Origin of the sequence: Dyadobacter endophyticus, assembly GCF_014641595.1 — a bacterium.
In the GTDB taxonomy this organism is placed as follows: domain Bacteria; phylum Bacteroidota; class Bacteroidia; order Cytophagales; family Spirosomataceae; genus Dyadobacter; species Dyadobacter endophyticus.
Genome location: NZ_BMIA01000003.1, coordinates 211,591 through 234,665, shown reverse-complemented (window position 1 = coordinate 234,665; position 23,075 = coordinate 211,591). Strand labels below are relative to the sequence as shown.

At 49.3% G+C, this 23,075-nt stretch carries 20 protein-coding genes; 3 read left to right on the top strand and 17 right to left on the bottom strand.

The window, feature by feature from the left end; genetic code table 11:
- Positions 1–81: 81 nt before the first annotated feature.
- Positions 82–2,373, bottom strand: coding sequence for a peptidylprolyl isomerase (locus tag IEY24_RS20780; protein WP_188935642.1), 2,292 nt, complete (start codon positions 2,371–2,373; stop codon positions 82–84).
- A 349-nt stretch (positions 2,374–2,722) separates the two neighbouring features.
- Here IEY24_RS20780 and IEY24_RS20775 point away from each other — a divergent pair, with 349 nt between their 5' ends.
- Positions 2,723–3,205: a hypothetical protein gene (locus tag IEY24_RS20775; RefSeq protein ID WP_188935640.1), complete on the top strand. Its 483-nt coding sequence runs from the start codon at positions 2,723–2,725 to the stop codon at positions 3,203–3,205.
- Positions 3,206–3,220: 15 nt separating this feature from the next.
- On the opposite strand, the gene gloA2 is transcribed toward IEY24_RS20775, so the two are convergent.
- The 5 genes from gloA2 to IEY24_RS20750 all read right to left on the bottom strand — a co-directional run bounded on the left by gloA2 (position 3,221) and on the right by IEY24_RS20750 (position 8,649).
- Complete coding sequence (gene gloA2, locus IEY24_RS20770) at positions 3,221–3,610, bottom strand: SMU1112c/YaeR family gloxylase I-like metalloprotein (RefSeq protein ID WP_188935638.1); 390 nt, start codon at positions 3,608–3,610, stop codon at positions 3,221–3,223.
- A gap of 41 nt (positions 3,611–3,651) precedes the next feature.
- On the bottom strand, positions 3,652–4,857 hold the full coding sequence (locus tag IEY24_RS20765; RefSeq protein ID WP_369009294.1) for an acyltransferase family protein: 1,206 nt from the start codon (positions 4,855–4,857) through the stop codon (positions 3,652–3,654).
- Positions 4,858–4,983: 126 nt separating this feature from the next.
- Positions 4,984–6,702 (bottom strand): GMC family oxidoreductase, encoded by a 1,719-nt coding sequence (locus IEY24_RS20760; protein ID WP_188935636.1) that lies wholly within the window; start codon positions 6,700–6,702, stop codon positions 4,984–4,986.
- A 64-nt stretch (positions 6,703–6,766) separates the two neighbouring features.
- Positions 6,767–7,366, bottom strand: a complete 600-nt coding sequence (locus IEY24_RS20755; protein WP_188935634.1) for a gluconate 2-dehydrogenase subunit 3 family protein — start codon at positions 7,364–7,366, stop codon at positions 6,767–6,769.
- A gap of 227 nt (positions 7,367–7,593) precedes the next feature.
- The gene (locus IEY24_RS20750) at positions 7,594–8,649 is read right to left on the bottom strand and encodes a LuxE/PaaK family acyltransferase (protein WP_188937267.1); all 1,056 of its coding nucleotides are present in this window, start codon (positions 8,647–8,649) and stop codon (positions 7,594–7,596) included.
- Positions 8,650–8,700: 51 nt separating this feature from the next.
- Between IEY24_RS20750 and IEY24_RS20745 the strand changes: the two genes are divergently transcribed.
- Positions 8,701–9,252, top strand: coding sequence for a hypothetical protein (locus IEY24_RS20745; RefSeq protein WP_188935632.1), 552 nt, complete (start codon positions 8,701–8,703; stop codon positions 9,250–9,252).
- Positions 9,253–9,256: 4 nt separating this feature from the next.
- Here the strand turns inward: IEY24_RS20745 and IEY24_RS20740 are convergent, their stop codons facing one another.
- The gene (locus tag IEY24_RS20740; RefSeq protein ID WP_188935630.1) at positions 9,257–10,540 is read right to left on the bottom strand and encodes a sensor histidine kinase; all 1,284 of its coding nucleotides are present in this window, start codon (positions 10,538–10,540) and stop codon (positions 9,257–9,259) included.
- A gap of 273 nt (positions 10,541–10,813) precedes the next feature.
- Here IEY24_RS20740 and hemA point away from each other — a divergent pair, with 273 nt between their 5' ends.
- Positions 10,814–12,073 carry a glutamyl-tRNA reductase gene (gene hemA, locus IEY24_RS20735; protein WP_188935628.1) on the top strand — a complete coding sequence of 420 codons (1,260 nt, stop codon included), beginning with the start codon at positions 10,814–10,816 and terminating at the stop codon, positions 12,071–12,073.
- Positions 12,074–12,332: 259 nt separating this feature from the next.
- Here the strand turns inward: hemA and IEY24_RS20730 are convergent, their stop codons facing one another.
- The 10 genes from IEY24_RS20730 to IEY24_RS20685 all read right to left on the bottom strand — a co-directional run bounded on the left by IEY24_RS20730 (position 12,333) and on the right by IEY24_RS20685 (position 22,941).
- Positions 12,333–14,123 carry an ABC transporter ATP-binding protein gene (locus IEY24_RS20730; protein WP_188935626.1) on the bottom strand — a complete coding sequence of 597 codons (1,791 nt, stop codon included), beginning with the start codon at positions 14,121–14,123 and terminating at the stop codon, positions 12,333–12,335.
- 53 nt (positions 14,124–14,176) lie between these two features.
- Positions 14,177–15,511, bottom strand: coding sequence for a DEAD/DEAH box helicase (locus IEY24_RS20725; RefSeq protein WP_188935624.1), 1,335 nt, complete (start codon positions 15,509–15,511; stop codon positions 14,177–14,179).
- A 69-nt stretch (positions 15,512–15,580) separates the two neighbouring features.
- Positions 15,581–16,123 carry a hypothetical protein gene (locus tag IEY24_RS20720; protein WP_188935623.1) on the bottom strand — a complete coding sequence of 181 codons (543 nt, stop codon included), beginning with the start codon at positions 16,121–16,123 and terminating at the stop codon, positions 15,581–15,583.
- 103 nt (positions 16,124–16,226) lie between these two features.
- On the bottom strand, positions 16,227–17,624 hold the full coding sequence (locus tag IEY24_RS20715; protein WP_188935622.1) for an ArnT family glycosyltransferase: 1,398 nt from the start codon (positions 17,622–17,624) through the stop codon (positions 16,227–16,229).
- A gap of 86 nt (positions 17,625–17,710) precedes the next feature.
- On the bottom strand, positions 17,711–18,352 hold the full coding sequence (locus IEY24_RS20710) for a porin family protein (protein WP_188935621.1): 642 nt from the start codon (positions 18,350–18,352) through the stop codon (positions 17,711–17,713).
- Between the two features lie 203 nt (positions 18,353–18,555).
- Positions 18,556–19,611, bottom strand: coding sequence for a hypothetical protein (locus IEY24_RS20705; protein ID WP_188935619.1), 1,056 nt, complete (start codon positions 19,609–19,611; stop codon positions 18,556–18,558).
- A gap of 24 nt (positions 19,612–19,635) precedes the next feature.
- The gene (locus tag IEY24_RS20700) at positions 19,636–20,559 is read right to left on the bottom strand and encodes a hypothetical protein (protein ID WP_188935617.1); all 924 of its coding nucleotides are present in this window, start codon (positions 20,557–20,559) and stop codon (positions 19,636–19,638) included.
- 11 nt (positions 20,560–20,570) lie between these two features.
- A complete protein-coding gene (gene purN / locus IEY24_RS20695) occupies positions 20,571–21,140 on the bottom strand; it encodes a phosphoribosylglycinamide formyltransferase (RefSeq protein WP_188935615.1) in 570 nt (189 codons plus the stop codon).
- A 133-nt stretch (positions 21,141–21,273) separates the two neighbouring features.
- Positions 21,274–21,969, bottom strand: a complete 696-nt coding sequence (locus IEY24_RS20690) for a TapB family protein (RefSeq protein ID WP_188935613.1) — start codon at positions 21,967–21,969, stop codon at positions 21,274–21,276.
- Between the two features lie 90 nt (positions 21,970–22,059).
- On the bottom strand, positions 22,060–22,941 hold the full coding sequence (locus IEY24_RS20685; RefSeq protein WP_188935611.1) for a geranylgeranylglycerol-phosphate geranylgeranyltransferase: 882 nt from the start codon (positions 22,939–22,941) through the stop codon (positions 22,060–22,062).
- Between the last annotated feature and the right edge of the window lie 134 nt (positions 22,942–23,075).

The window sequence follows — 23,075 nt, the reverse complement described above, 5'->3', positions numbered from 1 at the left end:
GCTGATTTGGATTATTGCGGGTTTTATTGAATTAAACTCCTAAAAATGAAACAGATTCGATTTACAAATGCTAAAATACGGCTAACGCTTAATTTTTTCTAATTCCTGTGCATTGACTTTGACCGGGAATTTTCCCTGTAACCTGGCGAGCCACTGCTTTTCCAGCTCTTTCTGGTAATCGTTAATCACCGTTCCCCGCGCTTCCGGGAAAGTTTTCGGGCGGGGCGGGTCTATTCTCGCCACATTCGCCCATAGGAAACTTCCGTTGCCATTCGCCGTCTGCTCGCCAGCCTGCCATTTAAAACCGGCGAACAACGCATCGGTTTTCGGGAAATAGCCTTCGCGGATCGTGACTGTCCCGGGAGCATCGGTATTATAAACCTTTTCCACATCGCTTTTCGACTGGCTGTAAAACTGGAAGGCTACCCTGCGGTTGCGCTCCGGCTCGGCCGATTGCCTGAAAGAACCGTAGTCTTTTTCTATGATACGCAGAATTGGGATGTTTCGTGCATTTAAATATTTCACAACATTGCGGGCGCGGGTTGACGAGATGATTTCCGGCTCGTCGGCGGAGCGGTACCCGGCTATTTCAACGACATAATCTGCGTTTTTTTCCATGATAATATAAAGGTCATTCAGCGCTTCCAGCTGCTGGTTGCCTATTTCTGCGGAATTTACCTGGAACAGCAACTCCTTCGATTTTCTTTCCAATTTATAGGGGCTGCTTGCCAGCGTTTTTTTTACGCTGTTCAAAGTTTGCGTGTCTTTTGCCGCTACGACGGTGGCGAATGCACGCTCGGGGTAGTTGTAACGCTCCTTGTTTCGCTCGTAAAAGGCACGCTGCCCGGTGGAGTCGGAAAGTGAACGCTGCCAAACCTGCTCCTCCATAATCTGTGAAAGGAGTACGCCTTCGCGGATTTCGTTCATCAGGCCGCGGAACTCCGGATTGGTCTCTTCTAAATGCTCTTTTTCATATTCCACCAGCGACTCGGTGACGTAATCGCTGTAAAAACGGTTGAAAACAACGGCTGGCGACGCGTCTTTCGGGCGGGGCTGCTGTTTGCGTTTGACGTAATTCAGAAATGACAAAGCGTCGTAAGGCTGCTGCTCGATCCGGAACAGCGTAATTGTCGACCAATCAGCTGAAACGGCCCGTTGGTAGTCCCATTTCCCTGTCCGGAGTGTGCTATCCGCCAGTGCGGCTACTTGCTGCCATTGGTCGGCGGCTTCCTGCACGGCATATTTTGCCCGTAGCCGCTTTGCGTTAGCTTGCTCGATGACTTTGCCGCGTGAATCGGTCACTACCTTTTTGCGGAGCGACGGGGCCATATTCGCCAGCGTTTCGATCGGACGTTTTTCGACCAGGCGGATAATGTGCCATCCGTACATGGTCAGTATCGGCTGGGAATAGGATTGAGGACGGGTCAACGCAAATGCTGCTTCCTCGATCTCAGGCACCATCTGGCCTGTACCGAACATCGGCAGCAATCCCCCATTCTTTCTCGATTCGCGGTCGTCGGAATATTTTTCAACCACCATATTCCACTCCGTGCCGTTCTGTAATTGCGTATAAGCCGCTTCGATTCGCGCCCTGGCCGATTCCTTCTGAGCCGGCGTACCGGCGGTATCCACTTTCACCATGATATGCGCCACGCGGACCATGCCCCTGTTGGTGCGGCGGTCGTTGACTTTGATGAGGTGGTAGCCCGCTTTTGTTCTGACGGGCTGCGATACTTTGCCCACAGGCAGTGCGTAAGCAGCTGTTTCGATGGGATAGAGCGTCTGGAATGCAGTAAAGTAACCCAAATCGCCCTTTGTAGTCTTTGCAGCCGGATCTTTCGAGAAACGTGCGGCCATATCGGCAAAATCAGTACCTTCTTCAAGGCGCCCACGGAGGGCAATCGCTGCCCGGTAAGCTTCGAGCGTGTCTGCAGGCGAGGCGTCTTCCGAGACGCCAACCAGGATATGCGATGCTCTAACTTCCTGTTTCAGACGATTATAGGCCTCGTTGGTCAGTTTTTCTACTAAATCTTTATCTACCAAATGGTTTTTCGCCAGCTGATCGCGGTAAGAAGCAATTTCTTCACGGTAATCCAGCGTGGTATCTTTTCCCTCTGATTTGGCTTGAAGTACCTTGATTTTCAGGTCGGTATAAAGTGGGAGGTATTCTTCAGGGCTTAGCGCTTTGGTCGAATCGGATGCAAACTTGTTTTTATTGTAGGAATCCTGATAATCATCGATTGAAAATTGCTCCTTTCCAATTTCGAGCAGCGGCTGTGTTTCGGCTACCGTTTGCTTGGGCGGGGCCGCGGTTTTACACGCGCTGACAAGTGAAATCGTAATGAGGCCAATATGGAACTGTATTTTGGACATATTCAGAATTTGTATTAGGCTTTCGCTGATGCTAAGTAAAAAACCGCGATAGCGCTCAAATATTGTAAAGCCAGCAAAGTTAGCCGCTTTCTTGTCAGGACAAAAAAATGCCCGCAGGTATGTGGTTTGGTCAGTCCCCATTTCCCCATCTCGCCGCACACAGCTATGGCGAAATTTGCCCACAAAATGCGTTCGAAATTGTGCCTGATATTTTGAAAAAAGTTTAATAAATCATTTCTGTGATTTAAAAAAGAATTAGTGTTTAAATACCATTAAAAGGAGGCTTTGACCCCAATTCGGGTACAATTTTTTGAGAAGTTTTTCTACAACGCTTTAACTTTTACGGCATATGGAGGAGAGCAAAGGAAATGAGTTCATTCTGATGATCAGGGCGTTATGGAATGAGCAGAAGAAACGGGAAGTTCTGTATCTGGAAGCATTGAAAAAAGATGGTATGGGACCGTTCAGGCGTGTGCTCAGCCAGGGACATGTAAGCGCAGTCCTATTTCAGAAGGAAATCCGTGCTGTATACGATTATTTCAAATGTTTTCTCAACGACAAGGAGCTGGCAGATCAAAATCAGATCGCTTCGCATGCTTCCTTGCAATTGCTTGAAAATGCGAATGGCAAGGAAGAAGTCGCTTCGTGCCTCAAAAAAATTGAAGCGGCCACGCTACAACTTTACAAATCGCTTCGCCATTATCTCGATCGGGAACCCGAGGCGCAACGCCTCATGGATGAGCACCTTACGCGTACGTCGGAGTTTTACGAAATGCTTTGTAAGCTCGAATCGGGTACCCACCGCAGCTACGGTCTTACGGCGGCAGCCTGACCTTCAACTTTTTTCTTAAATCTCATATAATTCAATCGGCAGGTCGTCGGGATCTGCGAAGAAGGTGAACTTTTTGCCTGTAAATTCGTCGATCCGAACCGGTTCGGGATAAATGTCCTTTGCATTTAAATCGGCGATCGCTTCTTCTACATTATCTACCTGGAATGCAATATGCCTGAGCCCGCAAGCTTCCGGGCGCGATACGCGTGCGGGCGGGGACGGAAACGAGAATAATTCGATGATGTATTGACCATTCAGCGAAAGGTCGAGCTTGTACGAATCCCGCGCATCCCGGAAAACTTCCCTGTCAATATTAAATCCAAGAATCTCTGTATAAAATTGTTTCGACTTCGGGTAGTCGGAGCAAATGATTGCGATATGATGTACAGCTTGCAGTTTCAGCATGTGAGAATAGTTGAGAATATGCCCAAAGATAGGGGCACAAGTCATATCTTGATAAAAATCTTCTTTTTGTACATCCACCGCAGGATCAGCCATTCGACCAGGAGGATCAGCGCACCACTGATCAGCGATGCGTAACCATCCCCGAAAACGGTGTCGTAATGCTGCCCCAAATGTATTTTAAACGATCCACGGATGAAGCTGCCAAAGCCGTCGGCGATGATGTAGGCCGCAATGGAATTGGTCCCGATCACGATCAGCGGGAAGAACCAGGATTTGTTTTCTTTTACATCCACCACAAAATAGAATGCGGCAAGTAGCAAAAATGCGCAGCCACCGCTGAAAAGTGTCCATGCCGGCGTCCAAATGCGTTTCACGATCGGGTTAAGGCCCGTGAAATGGAGCAGTAGTGCCAGTATCAAAAGTATAGCGGAAGTTACGACAAACCGTTTCAGCAACCACGCATACGACGTCGCCGATTTCAGCCATTTCCCGGCGATCAAACCTAGTATCATCGTCCCGAGTGTAGGGATAAAGCTCAACGTGCTGTAACCGCCACCATTGAACTCGAACGGCTTTTCGCGCGGGAAGAGGTTTAGGAACCAGCGGTCGAATGCCCAGGCTGCATTGGTATTTTTGTTCCAATGCGCTGCGAAACCTTTAAGGTTATGTTCCCAGTCGGCGGTAGTACCGGTCTGCGACCAGTCGAAATCGAGGGCAGGGAGCGGGTACAAGGCAAATGCGGCCGCGTAACCGATCAGAATGACACCCAATGCGCCCCAGGCTAGCGCGTCCCGTTGGATCTTTTCGGAAGCAAATCCCAGTGCAAAAAGGATTGGGTAGCCGAGGCCGATTTGCGTCAGGGTGTCTTCGAATGTAAAATTGGTTTGCTCTGAGTGCATTGAGCGCAAGAAAATGCCCAGGAACACAAGGATTAGCGACCGCCGGATCGTGTGCAGCCACATCATCGAAACCGATTCGCTTTTGCTTGCGCGGCTTGCCATCGAATAGGGTAATGCCACACCTACCAGAAAGGAAAATGAAGGTTGGATCAAATCGTGTAACGAACATCCTACCCAGGGCACGTGGCTCTGGTGAAAGTCCATGAACGCCCAGAAAGCGCTGTCCGGGAATGCCTCGGCAACTCTGCTGAACCGCAGTACTTCGGCCATCATCAGGAACATCACAAATCCACGGTAGGCGTCGACAGACGAGACTCGTTGAGGCGGCAGGGTAGTGGTTTCTCTCAAAATAAGGCGGTTTAGGAAATGTTTTTAGGCAATACTGATAAATAGCCGGAATGGGTTACTTCCAAAAAGAAAAAACCCCGCAGGATTTACCTGCGAGGTTTTTATTGCAATTCGGACCGAAATCCGTTATACATTCATCTTTTTAAGCTCCTTCACAGCGTGGTCTGCCGCGCGCGCGGTCATCGCCATGTAGGTCAGCGACGGGTTCACGCAGGAAGCCGAGGTCATGAACGATCCGTCGGTAACATATACGTTCTCAGCACCCCAAACCTGATTGTGCTTGTTCAGTACGGACGTTTTGGGATCGTTACCCATACGGGCAGTACCCATTTCGTGGATGCCGATACCCGGGTGTTTCGATTCGTCATTATAAGGAGTCACATTTTTGAGGCCGGCTGCTTCAAGCATTTCAGCAGCGTCGTTCATCATGTCCTGACGCATTTTCTTCTCATTATCACCATAAGCCGCATCGAAAACGACAACGGGCAATCCCCATTTGTCTTTTCTCGTCGGGTGCAATGTGAAACGGTTTTTTTCGTCAGGGATCATTTCACCGAAACCACCGATATTCATGGTCCAGCCGCCCGGTTGTGAGATTTCCTTTTTGAAGTCGGCACCGAAACCGTCTGTTCCTACGCCACGGCCCCAGCTTTCGCGGCTCGCACCACCCTGGTAGCCAAATCCGCGTACGTAATCGCGCTTGTCGTTGCCCCAGTTGCGATAACGTGGAATATAAATACCGTTCGCACGGCGTCCGAAATAGTATTTGTCTTCAAAACCATCCACATCGCCTCTTGCGCCTACTGCCAGGTGGTGGTCCATAATGTTACGTCCCAGCTGGTCGCTGTCGTTACCCAATCCATTCGGGAAGCGCTTCGATTTCGAGTTCATCAGGATCGACGAAGAAGCGATGGCCGAAGCATTCATAAAGATGATTTTAGCAAAATACTCCTTCGTTTCGAGCGTATTCTGGTTGATCACGCGCACGCCGGTTGCTTTATTCAGCTTGTCGTCGAAAATTACTTCCGAAACAATCGTATCCGGGAGTAATGTGAGGTTGCCGGTTCTCTGCGCTGCGGGCAACGTAGCTGCCTGCGTGCTGAAATAGCCTCCGTACGGGCATCCGCGCATACACATGTTACGGAACTGGCACGCCGCGCGTCCGAGCTCGGTATGGAATGCCTGCGGCTGGGTAAGGTGCGCAGCACGGCCCATGATGATGTGGCGGCCTGCAAATTTCTTCTCCACCTCGCCTTTTACGTGCTTTTCCACGCAGTTCATTTGCATGGGAGGCAGGTAATTGCCGTCGGGCAGCACATCCAGGCCATCTTTGGCACCACTGATACCCGCGAATTTCTCCACGTAGTCGTACCATGGCGCGATGTCGGCATAGCGGATCGGCCAGTCTACGCCGATGCCTTCTTTGCCGTTTGCTTCGAAGTCGGCGGCGTTCAGGCGGTAGCTCTGGCGACCCCACAGCAGGGAGCGGCCCCCTACGTGGTATGCACGGATCCAGTCGAATTTCCGTGTTTCTTCGTATGGATTTTCTTTGTCATTTTCGAAGAGGTAGCGGTGCTCTTCGTTGGCGGTATAGCCTGTGCGCATACCAGCCCAGTATTCTTCTTTTGCCACTGTGGTTACCCGGCCGCGGTGTTCGAGTTCCCAGGGGGCGAGGGTGGCAGTTTTATAATCGACAATATGCTTGATATCCCTGCCTCTTTCGAGCATCAGGACTTTCAAGCCTTTCTCTGTCAGCTCTTTTGCGGCCCATCCGCCGCTTATGCCCGAACCAACCACTATCGCGTCATAAGTGGCTTGTTTTGTTGCTTTTATGTTCAGATTCATGATGAATATGCTTCAAATTTTTTTAAATATGGCCTTGGCAGCCACTTACTTGAATATTTTGGGATTACATTGCCCAGTTTTTCTGGCCCGGTTTCAGGTCGATGCAACCGTCGTATCGACCGGGAACGGCGACGTATTCCAGCGCCTGGGTAGCTCCTGGCTCGGACGTGAAGTAACCCAACAACGTCAATTCCTTCATCAGACGGAAAAACGGCACACCGGCGTCGGTATATTCTTTGCCTGCCTCAGTATATTTCTTCTTCTCTTCACCTGCTTTGGAAAGCTCTTCTTTTGCATTGGCCTCCATTTCTTTCAGGATCTTGGTTTGCTCTTCCGGCTTCGCTTTCAGGAAATCCTTCTTCTCTAACTCTGCCAAACCCTTGTTAAAGCTTTCCTGATCTTTGGCCTCATAGCAGTCTTTCAGTATCATTTCAATAAACTCACCCACTTTGGCATCCTTTGCGCCCGGGGTGTCTGTTTTGGGAATGATAATTTCAGCCACTTCCGAAACAAGTGCCTTGCGGTCCGCGGAGAACGGAAAGGTCATCGCTGAGGCAGTTTCCGTAGAAGACTTACAGCCTTCCAGAAAAGCCAGCATGGTGGGCGCGGAGAGTGTGCCACCCATTAATAGTGCCACACGACCAAGGGCATCACGTCTTTTCATCTGATATACTTAATATAGGTTAACAATCCAAAGTGTAATTCTACATTTGATAAATGCAATTTTGAACAGCCTGCTAATTTAGGAAATATTCTGACTCGTTAGTTGGTTAGAATGATTCTATATAGGGCCCAGCGCTGTATCAGGCTATTTAAGAGCGCACTTTAAGGGATTAAATTTACATTAAAATGTAACCGATCGTTATTTGCGAATCCGGACATTTGAACGACTTAGATTACCATTAAATTGCAGCCGCGGATATCCGAGTTGTCGAAACGCCCCATCACATAAAATGTGCCGGGTTTTTCTCCAAACCTTCCCAGGTCCTGCGTCTCAATGAACGAACAGGTATCCAGATTGGCCAGGTCGACCACGTTGATCCCGCCGGTTTTGGACGAACCCAGGTTGTGATCGCTGATCGCAAACGGATCGTTGATATCGCGTAGCAGAATGCGCATCGAATGCCCGGGATTGAACAGGCCATTCCCTTGTGAATACCCTTGCGAAAGCAGTTCCGTCATTCCGTATTCGGAGTGGATCACAGGCACGCCAAAACTTGCCGTCAGCATGTCGTGTACCTCTTCCCTCAGCAACTCCGTGCGGCGCCCCTTCATTCCACCGGTATCCATAACGGTAAAGTGTTCGATTTTTTGCAGGAACGAAAGATCGAAGCTGCTCTCCGCCAGGTCCAGCAGGGCGAATGTAACGCCCAGTAACAGAACGCCCTTTCCGTCGGGGTTCTCTGCAAGGTGGTGCAGGCGGTGTAGCATTTCACCGGCATTATTAAGGTAAAAACCCGAATATTCCGATTCGCTCTCCTCAATAAAATGTTGCATCATATACACCAGTGAAGAGTTGTTTCGTTCAAGGTATGAAGGTAGCAGGGCGAGAATATGAAAGTGGTTCAGGTCGCCATAGGTATGCTGGAAAATACGATAGGAAATAGCTTTGTAAAGCGGTTCGTCGTAAAGATGGTGGTGACTTGTGGCCTGTCCGGTAGTTCCGCTGCTCTGAAACACTACATGCGCGTCCGAAGAATGCCCCGTAGCGACGCGATGATTTTTAAAAAACTGGATTGGAAGGAAAGGGATTTCGGTCAGTGCGGTAATGCGCGTGGGATCGACGCCCAGGTGCCGGATATATTCCTTGTAAACAGGATTGTATTCGGCCTGAAAACGGAAAACCCTGAGCGCAAGCGGCTCAAAATCGACCGGTTCGACGGTTACGATCTGTTCCCGCAGGCCTGCCCGTATTTCGGCAATGGTTTTATTGTTTTGAAGTTCCAATCCGCTTACTTTCGTAGATACTAAAAAAGCAAAGTTAAAAATAGAACTCATATGAAGCTGAAAGTTTCCTTGTTCATACTATTGGCGGCTGCATCAGCGGGCTGTGTCGACATTCCCGATTTCAGCGATACCCCGAAAATATACTACAATGGCATCTCGCAGGAGACGAGGATGGACTCTGTTCTTGGCGTTCCACAGGAAACCGAAGTTGTAACTATTACGATTGATTTCGAAGACGGCGACGGCGATCTTGGCGCGTCTAGCGCGGAAGTGCAGGATTCGACCTATACCCAAAAATACCTGAAAGTACCGGGCTGGAACCTGGAAGCGATCTATGAGCTGGTTACAATGACACAGAATAAGGATAGCACCTGGTCTGAGTCTATTTTGCCTGGTGACAGATTTAAGTTTTTCCCGCTGCTTAAAACGGACGGGAAGTCGGGTCCTATCAAGGGGAAACTGGATTTGAATGCACGTTTCCGGAGATTGGGAACTGCTGTTCCAACGAAAATGAAATTCAAAGTTCGCATTATCGATCGTGCATTCCACATCAGCAACCAGACGCCTGAGACGGATGTGGTGAGTGTACCACTCTGGAAATAGCTTTTTAAGATTCTTCTATAATATCGGCATTCAGGATAATCCTGAATGTCGTTCCTTTTCCGACCTCCGAGTTTTTTACGAACAGCTTGCCGGCGTGGTAATTTTCGATAATCCGTTTTGCCAGCGTTAGTCCCAGGCCCCATCCCCGTTTTTTGGTGCTGAAACCCGGATTGAAGATCTTGCTGGCCTGCGCCTTGGTCATACCCTTGCCGGTATCGGCAATGTCGATCCAGATTTCCTTCGCACGCGGGGGCGCTTGCAGCGTAACGTGGATTTCCCCGATGCCGCCCATGGCATCCACCGCATTCTTACAGATATTCTCGATCACCCATTCAAACAGGTTCTTGTTCAACAGCGCGGTTTGCTCTTCGGCGAGCTGGTTATGGACTTCAAATTTCACTTTGGAAGAAACCCGTCTTTCGAGGTAACTGATGAAGTTGGCCACAATCACCGCGAGAGGTTCCTGCCGCAGTGTCGGGACCGACCCGATGTTGGAAAAGCGTGTCGTGATCATTTCCAGTCGTATCACATCCTTTTCAATTTCTTCGGCGATCGACGGGTCTATCGACGGGTCGCTGCGAAAATACTCGACCCAGGCCATGAGCGACGAAAGCGGTGTGCCCAGTTGGTGGGCCGTTTCTTTCGCCAGACCCACCCAGACGCGATTCTGTTCCGCTTTTCGTGCCGAACTGAATGCGAGATAGGCCAGGTAACCGATCAACAGCATCACCGAAAGCTGTAAAAATGGGTAGTAACGAAGCTGTGTAAGCAGGAAGGAGTTGCTGTAATAAATTTTTCCGGACCGCCCTTTGCCAATTTCCACCGGAATAGGCGGGTGTTCGAGTTTCATTTCTTCCAGCCTTTCCTGGATAATGCGCTCACGTTCCTGCCGGCTTATTTTAACCGGGAATTTAATGTTCTTGTTCGGGTTGGGGATATTGTTTTCGTCGACATAAATGGCCGGTATCTGATAGAAATTTACAGCATCCTCGATAACCTGATAAATCACATTGAAATTCTCATCCAGCGGGCTGTTCACGACGTAACGCAGACCTTCCGCATAGAGCTGCACTTCCCTTTCTTCCCTTTCTTCAAGCTCTTGCACCAGTTTATCCGTATAAAAGAGCGAACCGATACTCAGGATGAGCAGGATGATCCCGATCACGTATTTGTAGAAGCTTTTCTGGTCGTAAGTGTCCATCAATGAACGACGCAGACGCTGGCTGTTCAGGATGGCTACGGGGTGCAGCTTGAAACGTGGTTTTTCATTTGGGGTTTCGCTGATCATTCAGGGTCGGGCACAATATGCCCGATGTTAATGTTATAGTCTACAAATAACGTAAATAATTTGACCTTAGTGGCTTCATGACCGTTTTTCATCACCGTCTCGGATCAGTTCGGGATATGACCAAAATCATGTTTTGAATGCCTTCGCGGTGTGAAATTTGTATGACTTACGACAGTTTTATTTAAATGCTTTCTAAATAAGTGAACGGTCATAGTTCCACATTCATATTATGATTTTTGTACAGTATTTTTGTGAATCGAATTAGACAAAGTGATGTATAACCAGTTCAAGTCAGTCAGTTTATCACATCGGAATGCCCCTCTTGCTATCAGGGAACAGCTTGCATTGAATGAGGCGGAAGCAAAGGGCATTATGCTGCGTCTGAAAGATTTTTTCGATATCTCCGACGTTCTTGCCGTCTCTACCTGCAACCGCACCGAAATCTATTACTCCGCCGCCAACGATCTTAACGAAGACATTATCAAGCTTTTGCTGATCGAAAAAGGGGTTGAGGATGTAGAAGGTTTCAAAGCATATTTCGAACAATTCGCCGAAGGCAATGCGGCGGTCCAGCACTTGTTCCACGTAGCCACAGGGTTGCAGTCGCAGGTGGTAGGGGATATGCAGATCCCGAATCAAATCAAGCATGCATATCAATGGTCGGCCGACCTGAATATGGCCGGGCCGTTTTTGCACCGCCTGCTTCACACGATATTTTTTGCAAACAAACGCGTAGCGCAGGAGACTTTCTTCCGCGATGGCGCTGCTTCCGTTTCCTATGCGGCCGTTGAGCTGCTCGAAGGGCTGATGCCAAACCCCAAAATCCTTGTGGTGGGCCTTGGCGAGATCGGAACGGATGTATGCCGTAACCTATCCCAGAACACCGATGCGGAAGTAACGCTGGTGAACAGGACCCGCAGCAAAGCCGAGGCGCTCGGTGTCGAGCTGGGATTCCGGGTGGCGGATTTTGCTGATATTGAATCCGAAATTTCGCGTGCCGACATTATCGTATCGTCCATCCAGCGTGAAGAACCTTTCTTTACCAAGGAAATGATGGTGCGCCTCCGCGGCATGTCATTCAAATATTTCATCGATCTCTCCGTACCGCGCAGCGTATCGCCGGAAGTGGAAGAAGTTCCGGGCGTAATGCTTTACACGATCGACTCGATCCGCTCGAAAGTTGATGAAGCACTGCAGCGCAGGCTCGATTCCGTACCGCACGTAGAAGAGATCATTAACGAAGCGGTGGTTGAATTTAACGACTGGTCACGCGAGATGATCGTTTCGCCAACGATCCAAAAGCTGAAAGGCGCGCTGGAACAGATCCGCAAGGAAGAATTGACCCGTTTTACAAAAAACCTCACCGAATCGGAGCTGGAAAAAGTGGAACGCATTACCACCAGTATGATGCAGAAGATCCTCAAACTGCCTGTTCTTCAACTAAAAGCGGCGTGTAAAAGAGGAGAAGCCGAAACGCTGATCGACGTGTTGAACGACTTGTTTAACCTTGAAAAAGAGACAGAAAAACATTAATATCACATAGACCTCTTCCAATATCTAGCTCCCAGGCCTGGCCTGGGAGTTTTTTTATGTACAAAAAAAGAGAGGGTGGCATTTGCCACCCTCTCTATGTATTACCTTACCCTCCACAATAATTAAATTGTATCGTCAATTCCGACCGCGGCGTAGCGCAAACTACGCGTAGGCCAGGATCGGTTCTTCTTCATCTTGCAACCACATACGATTGAGAGACCACTTCAGATCATTGAAACGAAAAAATATTTTTATTTTTCTAATCCTGCTCCCTGCTCATGGTTTCGAGCATTTTGCCGAGGTTCAGGCTTCGGGCAGAAGCGTTGAATATCTGCCTGTAAACACCATTTTGCTCATACAGATCTTCATGTTTGCCGGATTCGACGATCTGCCCTTTTTTCATGACATAGATCTGATCGGAGTCGAGAATCTGTGCCAGGCTGTGTGAAATGATTACGACCGTCCGGTTCTTCTTGATCGCATCCAGGCTGTTCTTAATCTGCTCGGTGGCGATGGCGTCGAGGCTGGCGGTAGGTTCGTCGAGGAAGATAATGGGTGGATTTTTAAGAAAAAGGCGTGCAATGGCAATGCGCTGTTGCTGGCCACCGGAAAGCAGCTGCGCGTCCGTCTCATACCCGCCGGGTAGTTCCATGATCTGATCGTGCAGATAGGCGCTCCGGGCCGATTCCACGAGCTCTTCCCAGGTGGCGTCCGGCTTTCCGTAACGGATATTCTCCGCGATGGAGCCTTTAAAAATGTGGTTCTTTTGCAGCACCATTCCGATCGCATTCCTCAATAACGGCAGATCATATGATTTTAGCGGTTGGCCGTCGAGCATGATCTCACCGGAATCCTGCGCATAAAAACCCACAAGCAGATTAATAAGCGTACTTTTGCCGGCACCCGAGAGCCCGACCAATGCCGTCGTTTGCCCGGATTTAATCTCCATATCGATCCCGAAAAGCGCTTTGGTGCCATTGGGATAGGCGAATGACACATTGCGTAGGATATAGTCACCGCGAAACGGGTCTTTCACCGTTTTTCCGCTGCTTTCCACCGATTCACTGGCATCCAGGATGTCAAAGAATCCTTCCGAATAGGTAAGCGCGTCATTCATCTCGTCGTAAATCCGGTGTAGCTGGCGAATAGGGGCGGACACATTGTTAAATAACAGGATATGGAACATGATGGCGCCGATCGACATTTGCTGGTCGAGCACGAGGTAAGCCGTGAGAATGATGATCAGTACCACGCCGATTTGCTCGATAAAGCTCTTGATACCGTCGTAGGTAAAGTTGGTTTTCCGCGTTTTAAGCTGCGAATCCATCAGCTCCATTTGCAGGCGGTACTGCTTTTCGCCTTCCAGCTTCTCGCGGACAAAGGACTTGATCACGATCACCGATTCGATGAGGTTGATGAGCCCGCTGCTTTTATTCTCGCGTTGCCGTTTCAGCTTGCGCCTTACGCCCTGCAACTCGCCGGCCTGCTTAAAACTTATCCAGAAATAAACCGGCAGAATAGCCAGCGCTATGCAGCCGACGTAGAAATTGGCAGAGAACATAATGCCTAATGCCACGACCGCGTTGGCAAACAATGGCAGAATGTCGATAAAGAAGTTCTGGATCAGTTTCGTGAGGCTCTCCACGCCCCGGTCGATACGGGTTTGCAGCTTGCCTTTCTGGTTCTCATTATCGCTGAAAAATGCCAGATTATAAGTCAGGATGCGGTTAATAGCATTCTGTGCGAGGTCGCTGGAAACTTTGATCCGGATTTTTTCCCCGAAATACCGCTGTCCGAAAACGATGAACGTGTTGACGATCTCTTTAAGGAAAAGTATCGCGGTGATCTGAAGAAGCAGCTCCTTGCCTTGTTGAATGCCCCAATGCTTGTTGAGCATCGACTGCACGGTGTCGACGGTGTAGCGGAGCACCCAGGGGTTTACCTGTGCCGTAACGGCACCGAGTAAGGTAAGGAATAATGCAAATGCGATTTGCCGGTGGTACGGCTTGACGAAAGGTCGTAGCCTTTGAAAGATTTGCCAGATATTCATGCAGGTTCAACAAGAAATCCCGCAAAATGATTTGAATATCTGGCAATTGACGATTACTTACTTTTCTTTCCCGAGCGCTTGATCGGCCGGCCGTATTTGGCCATTTTTTCTTTGGCATGGTCTCGACGGACATTAACCTTCTGGTTTTTAGCCTTCTTCTCATGAAACGCGGGCCCCACGTCCTCACGTTTAGGACGTTTTAGCTCGATGTTTTTCATGAAAATTTTAGGCTCCTCGTCGGGCAGCAGCACTTCGGAGACTTTCAAATCTTCGGGCAATGGAAGGATGGGTATTTCGAAATCCATCAGTTCCTCGATTTCTTGCTGAAATGGCTTTTCACGTTCAGTAATAAAGGAAATGGCAATGCCTTTCTGGTCGGCGCGTCCCGTACGCCCGATTCTGTGAATGTAGTTTTCCGGGACTTCTGGAATGTCAAAATTGAATACGTGCGAAACTTCCGCTACATCGAGCCCCCGGGCGATAATGTCGGTGGCGATCAGGATGCGGTAATTGCCCGAATGGAACTGCCGGATGGTGTTGAAACGGTGGTTCTGGTCTTTGTTGGAATGGATCACACCGATCTTGTTCATGTAGCCCAGTTCGAGTTGCCCAAAAAGCTGATCTGCCAGCTTTTTGGTAGCCACGAAAATCAAGACCTTGTTCATTTCCTCGTGGCGGTCCAGCAGTAGATCGAGCAGGTTGACTTTTGTATAAAAATTGGGAACATAATAGGCCTGCTGCTCGATATTGTCGAGAGGCGTTCCGACGGGTGCCGCTTCAATACGTACAGGGTCATTGAAATACGTCTTCATCAACGCTTCTACTTCCTGGGTAATAGTGGCCGAAAAAAGCAGGTTCTGGCGTCGCTGGGGAAGCAAATCCAGGATGTTTTTCAGTTGCGGGCGAAAACCGAGATTCAGCATTTCGTCTACTTCGTCGATGACCAGCTTTTTCACAGATTTGGTTTTCAACGAGCCGTTCATCGCAAGGTCGTACAGGCGGCCGGGTGTAGCTACCACAATGTCGGCACCTTCGTGGAGTTCGGCCATTTGTACTTTGATATTGCCTCCGCCGTACACGCCGACCGCTTGCAGCGGGGTATAGGCGGCCAGCTTCCGCACTTCCTCGACCACCTGCACGACGAGCTCGCGCGTAGGTACAAGGACGAGGAGTTGCGGCAGCCGGTCTTTCGCATATTCGATCTGCCGGAGTGTCGGTAATAAATAAGCGAATGTCTTTCCGGTGCCGGTTTGTGCGATGCCGCAGACGTCTTTGCCGGACATCATTACCGAAAAAACCTTGTGCTGGATGGTAGTCGGTGTTATATATCCCGCTTCGGAAAGTGCTTTTAGAAGCGGTTTGGTGAGATTTAAATCTTCAAAAGTCATAATGCAGTTCGTAAAAGACTACAAAGGTACTGCTAATCCCTCTGAACGCATTATGACCGCCGGTTTTATCTATTCTTGCCGGGTATGAGCGGCGCGCCTGAATAACAAAGCCGACCCAGTAAACAGCCATGCAAAGCAGGAATGCAAGGCAAAAACGGCCGCCAGGCCATTAGCGAAAGCCGGCGTACCGATCGCCCAGGCGACCAGCGGCGCCAACATCATTGCAAATGCTGTGGCAAATAAGGCGTTCGACATGCCTTTCGGTTGCAGACGCGAGATTATTGCCCCCATCAAACCCACCAGTAATACGCCAAAATACATCATGTTAGCGGGATTATCCCCGAGAATGCCGCCCACGGCCACATTCATCCAAACGAGTAGCAACACCGCAGCCACGGCCAGTCCGAAAGCTAGCTGATAAGCGCGATTTCCCATCTTCTTCATGGTAAGGAGCTCGTACACGACGCGCGCGCCCCCAAGTGCAAGCACAGATGCGAGTACAAAAGCGCCCGGTTTCCAGTGCCAAAGGGCAAGAGCAGTTAGCAGCAAGGGAACAAGCACAATGACGGCAACGATATGCCAGGGCGACAATCTGGTGTTAATGGTTTGCATAAGGCAGGTGATCGTTTAAGTTTGAAGATTCAAATTTAAAAAAGTACTTTGTACTTCAAAGTAAAATAAAATGAAAATCTACAAATCTTTTCTAACAGCTGATTTACAGTCTGATTAATACTTTGGATTGCACATAAGAAGCCCGGGTGTTGGGATCCAGAAAGCGAAAGTCGAGAATCCTTCGCGGGTATTCTTCACAGCTTCCGAGAATCTTCAGGTCGGGGCGGATGGCTTTGAATTCTCCCAGGAGATTTTGGTGGGTATAAACCAGGCAGTTCTTCGTCCCCACGAGCTTGCCAAAGTCGTCGACTTCGGTAACCTGGACACCCGAGTAGAAACGCAGACTATATGGCGTGCCTGCCTGGTAACTGTAAAGACTGTCGCGCCCGGCACCATTCGCCCTCGCGATAATGCCGAGCTTAGCAGCCGCCTGGTATTCGTAAATGTTGGGATAAAAATAGGTGGTGAGTACCAGATTGGCCCCTATTGCAAATACAACACAGCCGACTATGAGCTTGTTGCGGACAGGTGAAAAGAAAATGAGCCAGGTAAGGACGCTGAGAAGCGCCATGAAATGAATCAATCCATAATAATTATCAGCGGGAAAAGTGAACCAGACGAGGCAGAACAGTAATGCGAGGGCCGCGTATGCTGCTACGGCGTGCACATAAGCGAGCAGCCCTGAGAATGTTGCCGGGTCGCTTTCAAGGCGGCGGATGATGTACACCGCCGTAATCACCGAGGCCACCGGATAGGCCATGTACACATCAAAAGTTGCCGGGAATGGGTTGAAGTAGCTGAATACAAACGGTGCAATGATCGCGATCAGGGCGATCAGTTCATACTTCTGGTTTCGGTTGTAATCGGGGAAGATGACTCGCTGAACGAGGTCGATAAGCGCGAGGATCAGAAAGATCGTCCATGGAGAGAATGTAATAAAAAGGGTTAGCAGAGGGTCGGTAGGCCATTGGCCTGCGCTGTCGGGGAATGTGTTCTTAACAAGTATGAGCCCGGCCGTGCCCAGGAAGGACAACAGCAGGCTGGTTATCTTTTTGGTTTCGACATAGCTGCTGATCTGCCATATTGTAAAAATGAGACAGGCTGCAAGGTAACTCGCATCTCCCAGCTCATTGTTGACCAGAAAAGTGGCCTGTGACGTGGCTAAAATCAGTACGGAAAGGACGGCTGACTCCGCACCGGCAACGGATCGGGTGAACTGATAAACACAAAAAAGACTGAACAGAATAGCCAGAAAACCGGGAATGTGCAGAGAGAGCTGGTTGATCCCGAAAAGCCGCATAGCGCCGACCGAAAACGAAATAATGGGGGCGGATATGCCGGTTTGCTCGATCAGACGACCATTTTTAACGGTTTCGGCTGAAATAGCTGCTATCTGAGCGGATAAATCTTCCGGAATCAGCATCAACCAGCCGATCATCCAGATCAGCACGGCTGTTCCCAGGCCCCATTTGGCAATTTTCGACAAATCCTTTTGAAGCATAGGCAGCGTGCGTTTTATTCCATTGGAACAAAAATAAAGAAGGGCACTCAAATTTGGATGCCCTTCTGTTCACGAATCATAGTGTGTTAGCGCGTACGTAGTCTTCCCGTATTTTTGTTGTAGGTGCCCAGCGGGAAACTCAGCCCCACGTTGATACCCCAGTTGTTGTTTTTGACCTTTGCATTGTCGAGCCTGGTGACGTCGATCAATCCCAGACCGTACCGCGCATCGAAATTCAGCCATATTTTTTCCTGCAAGCGGTAATTCAATCCGGCACCGAAGGTAAGGCCGAGGTCAAATGGGGCGTAAATACGGTTGTTGGAGTCTCCGTTGATATTGTTGCCGTTTTTGTCCCTCGCGCCAACCAGGAAATTGAGGTTGGGGCCGAGGAAAATTTTGGGGCGAACGCGGTCACCGTAGCGTCCGAAGAAGAAAGTGGCCAGCAGTGGAGCCTGAATGTAGTTTAGGTTGATTTCGTTGGTCTTGTTGTTGATCTGTGCGCCAAGCTGGGTGAAAAGCAACTGCCCGCTAAAACCGAAGCCCGATTCGGAGCTGTAATTGTAGAAGCCACCTATTGTCAATCCTGGTTTCCAGTCCGTGTTCGAAACATCGCCGCGGAAATTGGCAATCGACAATCCTACAAGCGGGCCTATGGAAACGTTTTCCTGAGCTTGTGCCCGCGAGCTACAAAATACGACTGCGAGCAGCAAAAAAATACAATTTTTCATTTAAATATGAGTTTGGGTGCGTCAAGGCTATTAGACATAAATTATATGCCAATCATGCTTGTTGTGCACGATTCCATTTAACCAGCTTATCCCTAGGGCCGTGTGGAGCTATATTTGTATAATCATATTTAAATTCGTGCTGAATATCGTGGAAAAACCTCTACGTATTGTATCCGTTTCCCGCAAAAACGGCCGTTATGAGGCTATTCTTCTAACTCACCTTCTGGCTGATCCGGGATCTGGAAGGGTTTCAGATAGGCTTTGAGCTGCGATGGCACGAGCCAGTGTTTGTAGGTTTTCTTAATGTTTTTGATCTCCACCTTCAACCCGTTGATGACAGTATTGAATTTCGCAATCACCGTTACCTGGGAATTAGCGTGTTGGTAGGGGAGGCTGCAAACCGCCGATATTTTCTGTTGTATCAAAACCTTCTGCTGGCCCAATTCCTCGATTTGCTGGCGGAGAATCTTGTTGTAATAGCTGAGCTGGTTTTTATTGAGGTTTTCAAGGCCTGAGCGGTCAATCTGTTCGAGCTCCATTTGCAGTTTCAGCAACGAAAGCAGGTTATTCTCCTGATAGGCTTTCGTAATGCGCTGCATTGTCTCGGTTTTACGTTGTTTTTCCCCTTCGTCCGTTTCCCGGTCCGGGTGGAAAGTCTTTACGAGCTCCATATACACGCTCCGCACCGATTTGGTTGTCTTCGCCTGCTGTGCTTCGCGCGTCCGCTGGTCCATGCGCTGTTCTCTTCTTTCCGCCTTGATCCGCTGCTGCTCTTCTTCCGAAAGTTCATGGAACGACACCTCTGGCTCGGGTTCATAGACACTTTCCAACAAAAATGCCGGGTCTTCAATCCGTGCGCTTTCCCGAAGGCGCTCTTCTTCCAGCAGCACATCGATGTCTGTCGCGCTATATTTATTGAAAACGGGTTTCAGCTCGGAACGGTCGTGATTCTTAATCAGATCATATGCATTTTCAATGATCAGATAGGCGAGTTTGGTTTGATAGGCCTTCCGAAAGTGCTCCGCTTCGTAGGTACGGTCCCAAAGGTTGACGATATCGGCCCGGTACCCCTGGTATTCCCGTACCAGCGGGTCGAGGTCGGACGGTATCCGCCGCAACATTTCGTCGTACGCTTGTTGAAGGTCGGCCAACTGGCGGTCGAGTGCTTCTATCGTCTCCGAAAGCACATTAAATTCTTTTTGTTTCTTGTTGAGCGGCTTGTCTTGCTCAGGAATATGCAGGATGGCGGTGTCGGTCATGGTAGGTAAACAGTGCTCGCAGGATCACAGGTTCAGTTCCTGGTAGGAAATCAGTACAATGGCGACTACGGCGAGTACAAGTCCCCATTTATTCAATGTATTAAGGCGTTCCTTATACAATGCCCAGGCCGCAAGGGCCGAAACGAGCATGGTGAGGATATTATAGATCGGGAATACATAGGCCGCACTGTTTCCGAACGCAGCCAATGCCAGCAGGAGGAAATAGAGCGACAAAAAATTGGGTACTCCAAGCAGCAGTCCGCCAACGACGCTCCGAAGATGCAACCTGTGGCCATGCGCAATGATCCGGTAGACGAGAATCGACGTGCCGATCACCATAGCGCCAAAGCAGGCGACGATCATAAACACGGTGATCTGGCCGGACGGGTAGTATTTGGAGGATAAAAAATTGATCAGGGTATTGTTCGTGCCGCTGGCAAAGAATGTCAGAACGGGAAAAACCCACAATGCCTGCTTCGCCGCCTGCCCGGCACCGGCGGTATTTGCCGTGTCGGATCCTTTCGTTGAACGTTGGATGGCACCCAATGCCAGCGCCACGAGTGCAAGCACAAGCCCCAGGTAATTGAGCGCGGTAAAATCTTTATTGTTGTTCCTGAAAACGAAAAGTCCGAAAAGAACCGGAATCACCAGCGACATATTGCCTGCCAGCGACGTAGCGGTCACACTCACTTTTTGCGCAGTAAGCCCGATGAGCATAAAAGCCGTGACGAACATCGCTCCGAGCGCCATCGTAAGGACCGTCCCTTCCGACGTCCATTGTACCTCTGTAAATACACGGAGGTCGGGCGTGAGCACAAGGCCGGTGAGCACGCAGGCGTAATAGTTGAAAACCACCGCGTGGAACGAATTCACCCGGTAACGCGGGTAAGCGCGCATGATCAGGTAGAGCATGACCGTGAAAGCAACCGCTAGCAGGAAGAACAGCATGGTGTAATGACTTACTGTCCGGTAAGGATTTCCTCGATTACACGCGGGTAATGCGCGTATTCGAGCGCGTGTACCTTGCGTGCGACGTCTTCCGCTGTATCTCCGGGTATCACATCGCATTTAGCCTGAAAAATGATGTCGCCCTCGTCGTAATGCTCGTTTACGTAATGGATCGTGATGCCCGATTCGGTCTCTCCGGCATTCACCACAGCTTCATGCACAAAATGCCCGTACATGCCTTTGCCGCCGTATTTGGGTAGCAATGCAGGGTGGATATTGATCATTTTATTCGGAAATGAATTGACGAGTACCGGTGGCACGAGCATCATAAAGCCGGCCAGTACCACGAGATCGATGCCTTCGTTTTGGAGGATCTGCTGAATTTTCCCCGTGTGGTAAAAAGTTTTCTTGTCAAAAAATACAACCGGTATTTGCAATTTGAGCGCCCTCTTGATCACTCCGGCCATGGGATTGTTGGTGAAAATCAGCGATACATCCACGTCGTCGCGATCAGCGAAATGTTCGCAGATCTTTTCAGCATTGGACCCTGAACCGGAGGCAAAAATGGCAATTCTCTTCATTATTAAGCGTAGTTGTTATGTGATAGATAAGGAGTATTGTCAGCAAAATACCCGGACAAAGCTATAAAAAGACGGCTTGCCGACGAACTGCAAGCCGTTATTTAGGGGAATGTTAATATAGACTTGTCTGAAATCAATAAATTTTGGCCAGCTCGCTATACCCCATCAGTTTTCCTTTGCGATAAGTCTCGGTTTTCAGGTCCCAGATAATGCCGGGTGCGCGGTAGGAAACGCTTTGCATCTCCATTTTTACAGGAAACCCCATCACCATTTCCATATTCATGTCCGAATTAATTTTGTAAACATCATAGCTTCCCGCCGGGATAGTGAGTTTTTCCTGGCCGGCCACCGTGCGGTTTTTGATAAACATATTGAAAACCACAGTCATCGGGCCCGACTTCCCTTCGCCTTTCACAGCTGCATCCTTCAACTTATCGCCTACCGATAGTTTGGACGGGATTTCGATATTGTCATAGGTAAATTTCATCTCCATATTCTGAAACGATTTCAGTTGCTCCTGGCTGACGAGCGAAGCGGCGTCGAGCGTCAGCACGTTTCCGTCGCATTTCATCTGGTAAGTGTTTTTGAGCTCGGATTTACCCTTGGTATTAAAGGATTCCATGTCGATAGTTACCACTGTGTTGCTGCCTTCCCTGGCTACTTTGGCGATTTTATAGGTAAGCTTTCCAAGCGCCTTGCCCTTTCCGTCATAGTTGTTCATTTCAAATCCGCCTCCTTCTTTGAATGTAAAGCCGGCACATTCCTGGGCATTGGCGCCCAGGCTAAGCATCAGCAGACAAGCGATGCTCCATAGGATAAACTTTTTCATATTCGTAACAGCGATTTAGTTTTGGGGTGACCAAATATAACTTTTCAACCGGTTAATTAAGCGGCGTGAAGTGTTAAATTAATCGGTGCTTCATGCCCAGATCATGGTGATCAGGCCAAGCAGCATAATGATCTTGCAAAGGCTGCTGATTTCCCTGAAATCGCGGCGGGTATCGGCCTGATAGAGACGCATTACCAGCAACGCGATCGGGATCAGGAGCAGTAGGAAGAGAAGTGTAAGCAGGTTGTTCTGCAATGCCCGGGCCATCACAAACAGCGTAAGTACAAAAACGACGATGACCGAGTATAGGAATGTTTTCGTGCGCCGGATCCCCCAGATAATTGGTAATGTGCGGCAGCCGTGCGCCTCGTCGCCTCGAATGTCCTCCATATCCTTCACTACTTCGCGGATAAGCGAAATGAAGAAAGAGAAAACCGCGTAAATAAATACCAGGTGCCGGTTGGCCGGGTAATGTACGGTGAGTATGAGCAGGGTAAGGCCGGTCAGCAGCGAAACAATAAAGTTTCCGATGAACGGCAGCCGCTTGTACCGCTCGGAGTAAAACCAGAGCAGCGTGATCGAAAAAACATTGATAATGAAGATGTACGGACTGACGACTAACCCGAGCACGGCTCCGACCACGTTCAAAACCTGGTGCGCACCCATGGCCCAGCGGCGTTTCAGGTAGCGGCCCACCACCACTCTTTCGGGCTTATTGACGATGTCGATCTTGACATCGAAATAATCGTTTATAATGTAACCGGCAGCGGCAATGCAAACCGTCGAGAGTGCCAGGACGAACATGTCGATATCGGTGACAATCGACTTCCATTCATGCCGTGGGCCAATGAGCAGGATGCGCGTGAGGTATTGCGTCAGAGCCACAATGACCAGATTGGTCATGCGCACAAGCCGTGCACTCCCGGTGACATAATCCCACGTTGTAATCTTGGGTCTGGCCGACACATTCATGAAGTTTGACGCTGGAAAAAGAAGGTTTAGGCAATAAAATTATTCATTTTATCCCATTAACGACAATTCTTCACTTCTTTATCCATTTGTGGGATAAAAAACCTGCATTTGTTGTTAGCTATTTTAAACCGTTA

Coding starts and splice junctions, on each gene's coding strand:
- IEY24_RS20725 (WP_188935624.1), bottom strand. CDS start 15,511: ATGACTTTTGAAGATTTAAATCTCACCAAACCGCTTCTAAAAGCACTT.
- IEY24_RS20715 (WP_188935622.1), bottom strand. CDS start 17,624: ATGCTTCAAAAGGATTTGTCGAAAATTGCCAAATGGGGCCTGGGAACA.
- IEY24_RS20760 (WP_188935636.1), bottom strand. CDS start 6,702: ATGAATCTGAACATAAAAGCAACAAAACAAGCCACTTATGACGCGATA.
- IEY24_RS20710 (WP_188935621.1), bottom strand. CDS start 18,352: ATGAAAAATTGTATTTTTTTGCTGCTCGCAGTCGTATTTTGTAGCTCG.
- IEY24_RS20700 (WP_188935617.1), bottom strand. CDS start 20,559: ATGCTGTTCTTCCTGCTAGCGGTTGCTTTCACGGTCATGCTCTACCTG.
- IEY24_RS20740 (WP_188935630.1), bottom strand. CDS start 10,540: ATGATCAGCGAAACCCCAAATGAAAAACCACGTTTCAAGCTGCACCCC.
- IEY24_RS20755 (WP_188935634.1), bottom strand. CDS start 7,366: ATGAAAAGACGTGATGCCCTTGGTCGTGTGGCACTATTAATGGGTGGC.
- IEY24_RS20775 (WP_188935640.1), top strand. CDS start 2,723: ATGGAGGAGAGCAAAGGAAATGAGTTCATTCTGATGATCAGGGCGTTA.
- hemA (WP_188935628.1), top strand. CDS start 10,814: ATGTATAACCAGTTCAAGTCAGTCAGTTTATCACATCGGAATGCCCCT.
- purN (WP_188935615.1), bottom strand. CDS start 21,140: ATGAAGAGAATTGCCATTTTTGCCTCCGGTTCAGGGTCCAATGCTGAA.
- IEY24_RS20705 (WP_188935619.1), bottom strand. CDS start 19,611: ATGACCGACACCGCCATCCTGCATATTCCTGAGCAAGACAAGCCGCTC.
- IEY24_RS20730 (WP_188935626.1), bottom strand. CDS start 14,123: ATGAATATCTGGCAAATCTTTCAAAGGCTACGACCTTTCGTCAAGCCG.
- IEY24_RS20745 (WP_188935632.1), top strand. CDS start 8,701: ATGAAGCTGAAAGTTTCCTTGTTCATACTATTGGCGGCTGCATCAGCG.
- IEY24_RS20685 (WP_188935611.1), bottom strand. CDS start 22,941: ATGAATGTGTCGGCCAGACCCAAGATTACAACGTGGGATTATGTCACC.
- IEY24_RS20720 (WP_188935623.1), bottom strand. CDS start 16,123: ATGCAAACCATTAACACCAGATTGTCGCCCTGGCATATCGTTGCCGTC.
- IEY24_RS20690 (WP_188935613.1), bottom strand. CDS start 21,969: ATGAAAAAGTTTATCCTATGGAGCATCGCTTGTCTGCTGATGCTTAGC.
- gloA2 (WP_188935638.1), bottom strand. CDS start 3,610: ATGCTGAAACTGCAAGCTGTACATCATATCGCAATCATTTGCTCCGAC.
- IEY24_RS20780 (WP_188935642.1), bottom strand. CDS start 2,373: ATGTCCAAAATACAGTTCCATATTGGCCTCATTACGATTTCACTTGTC.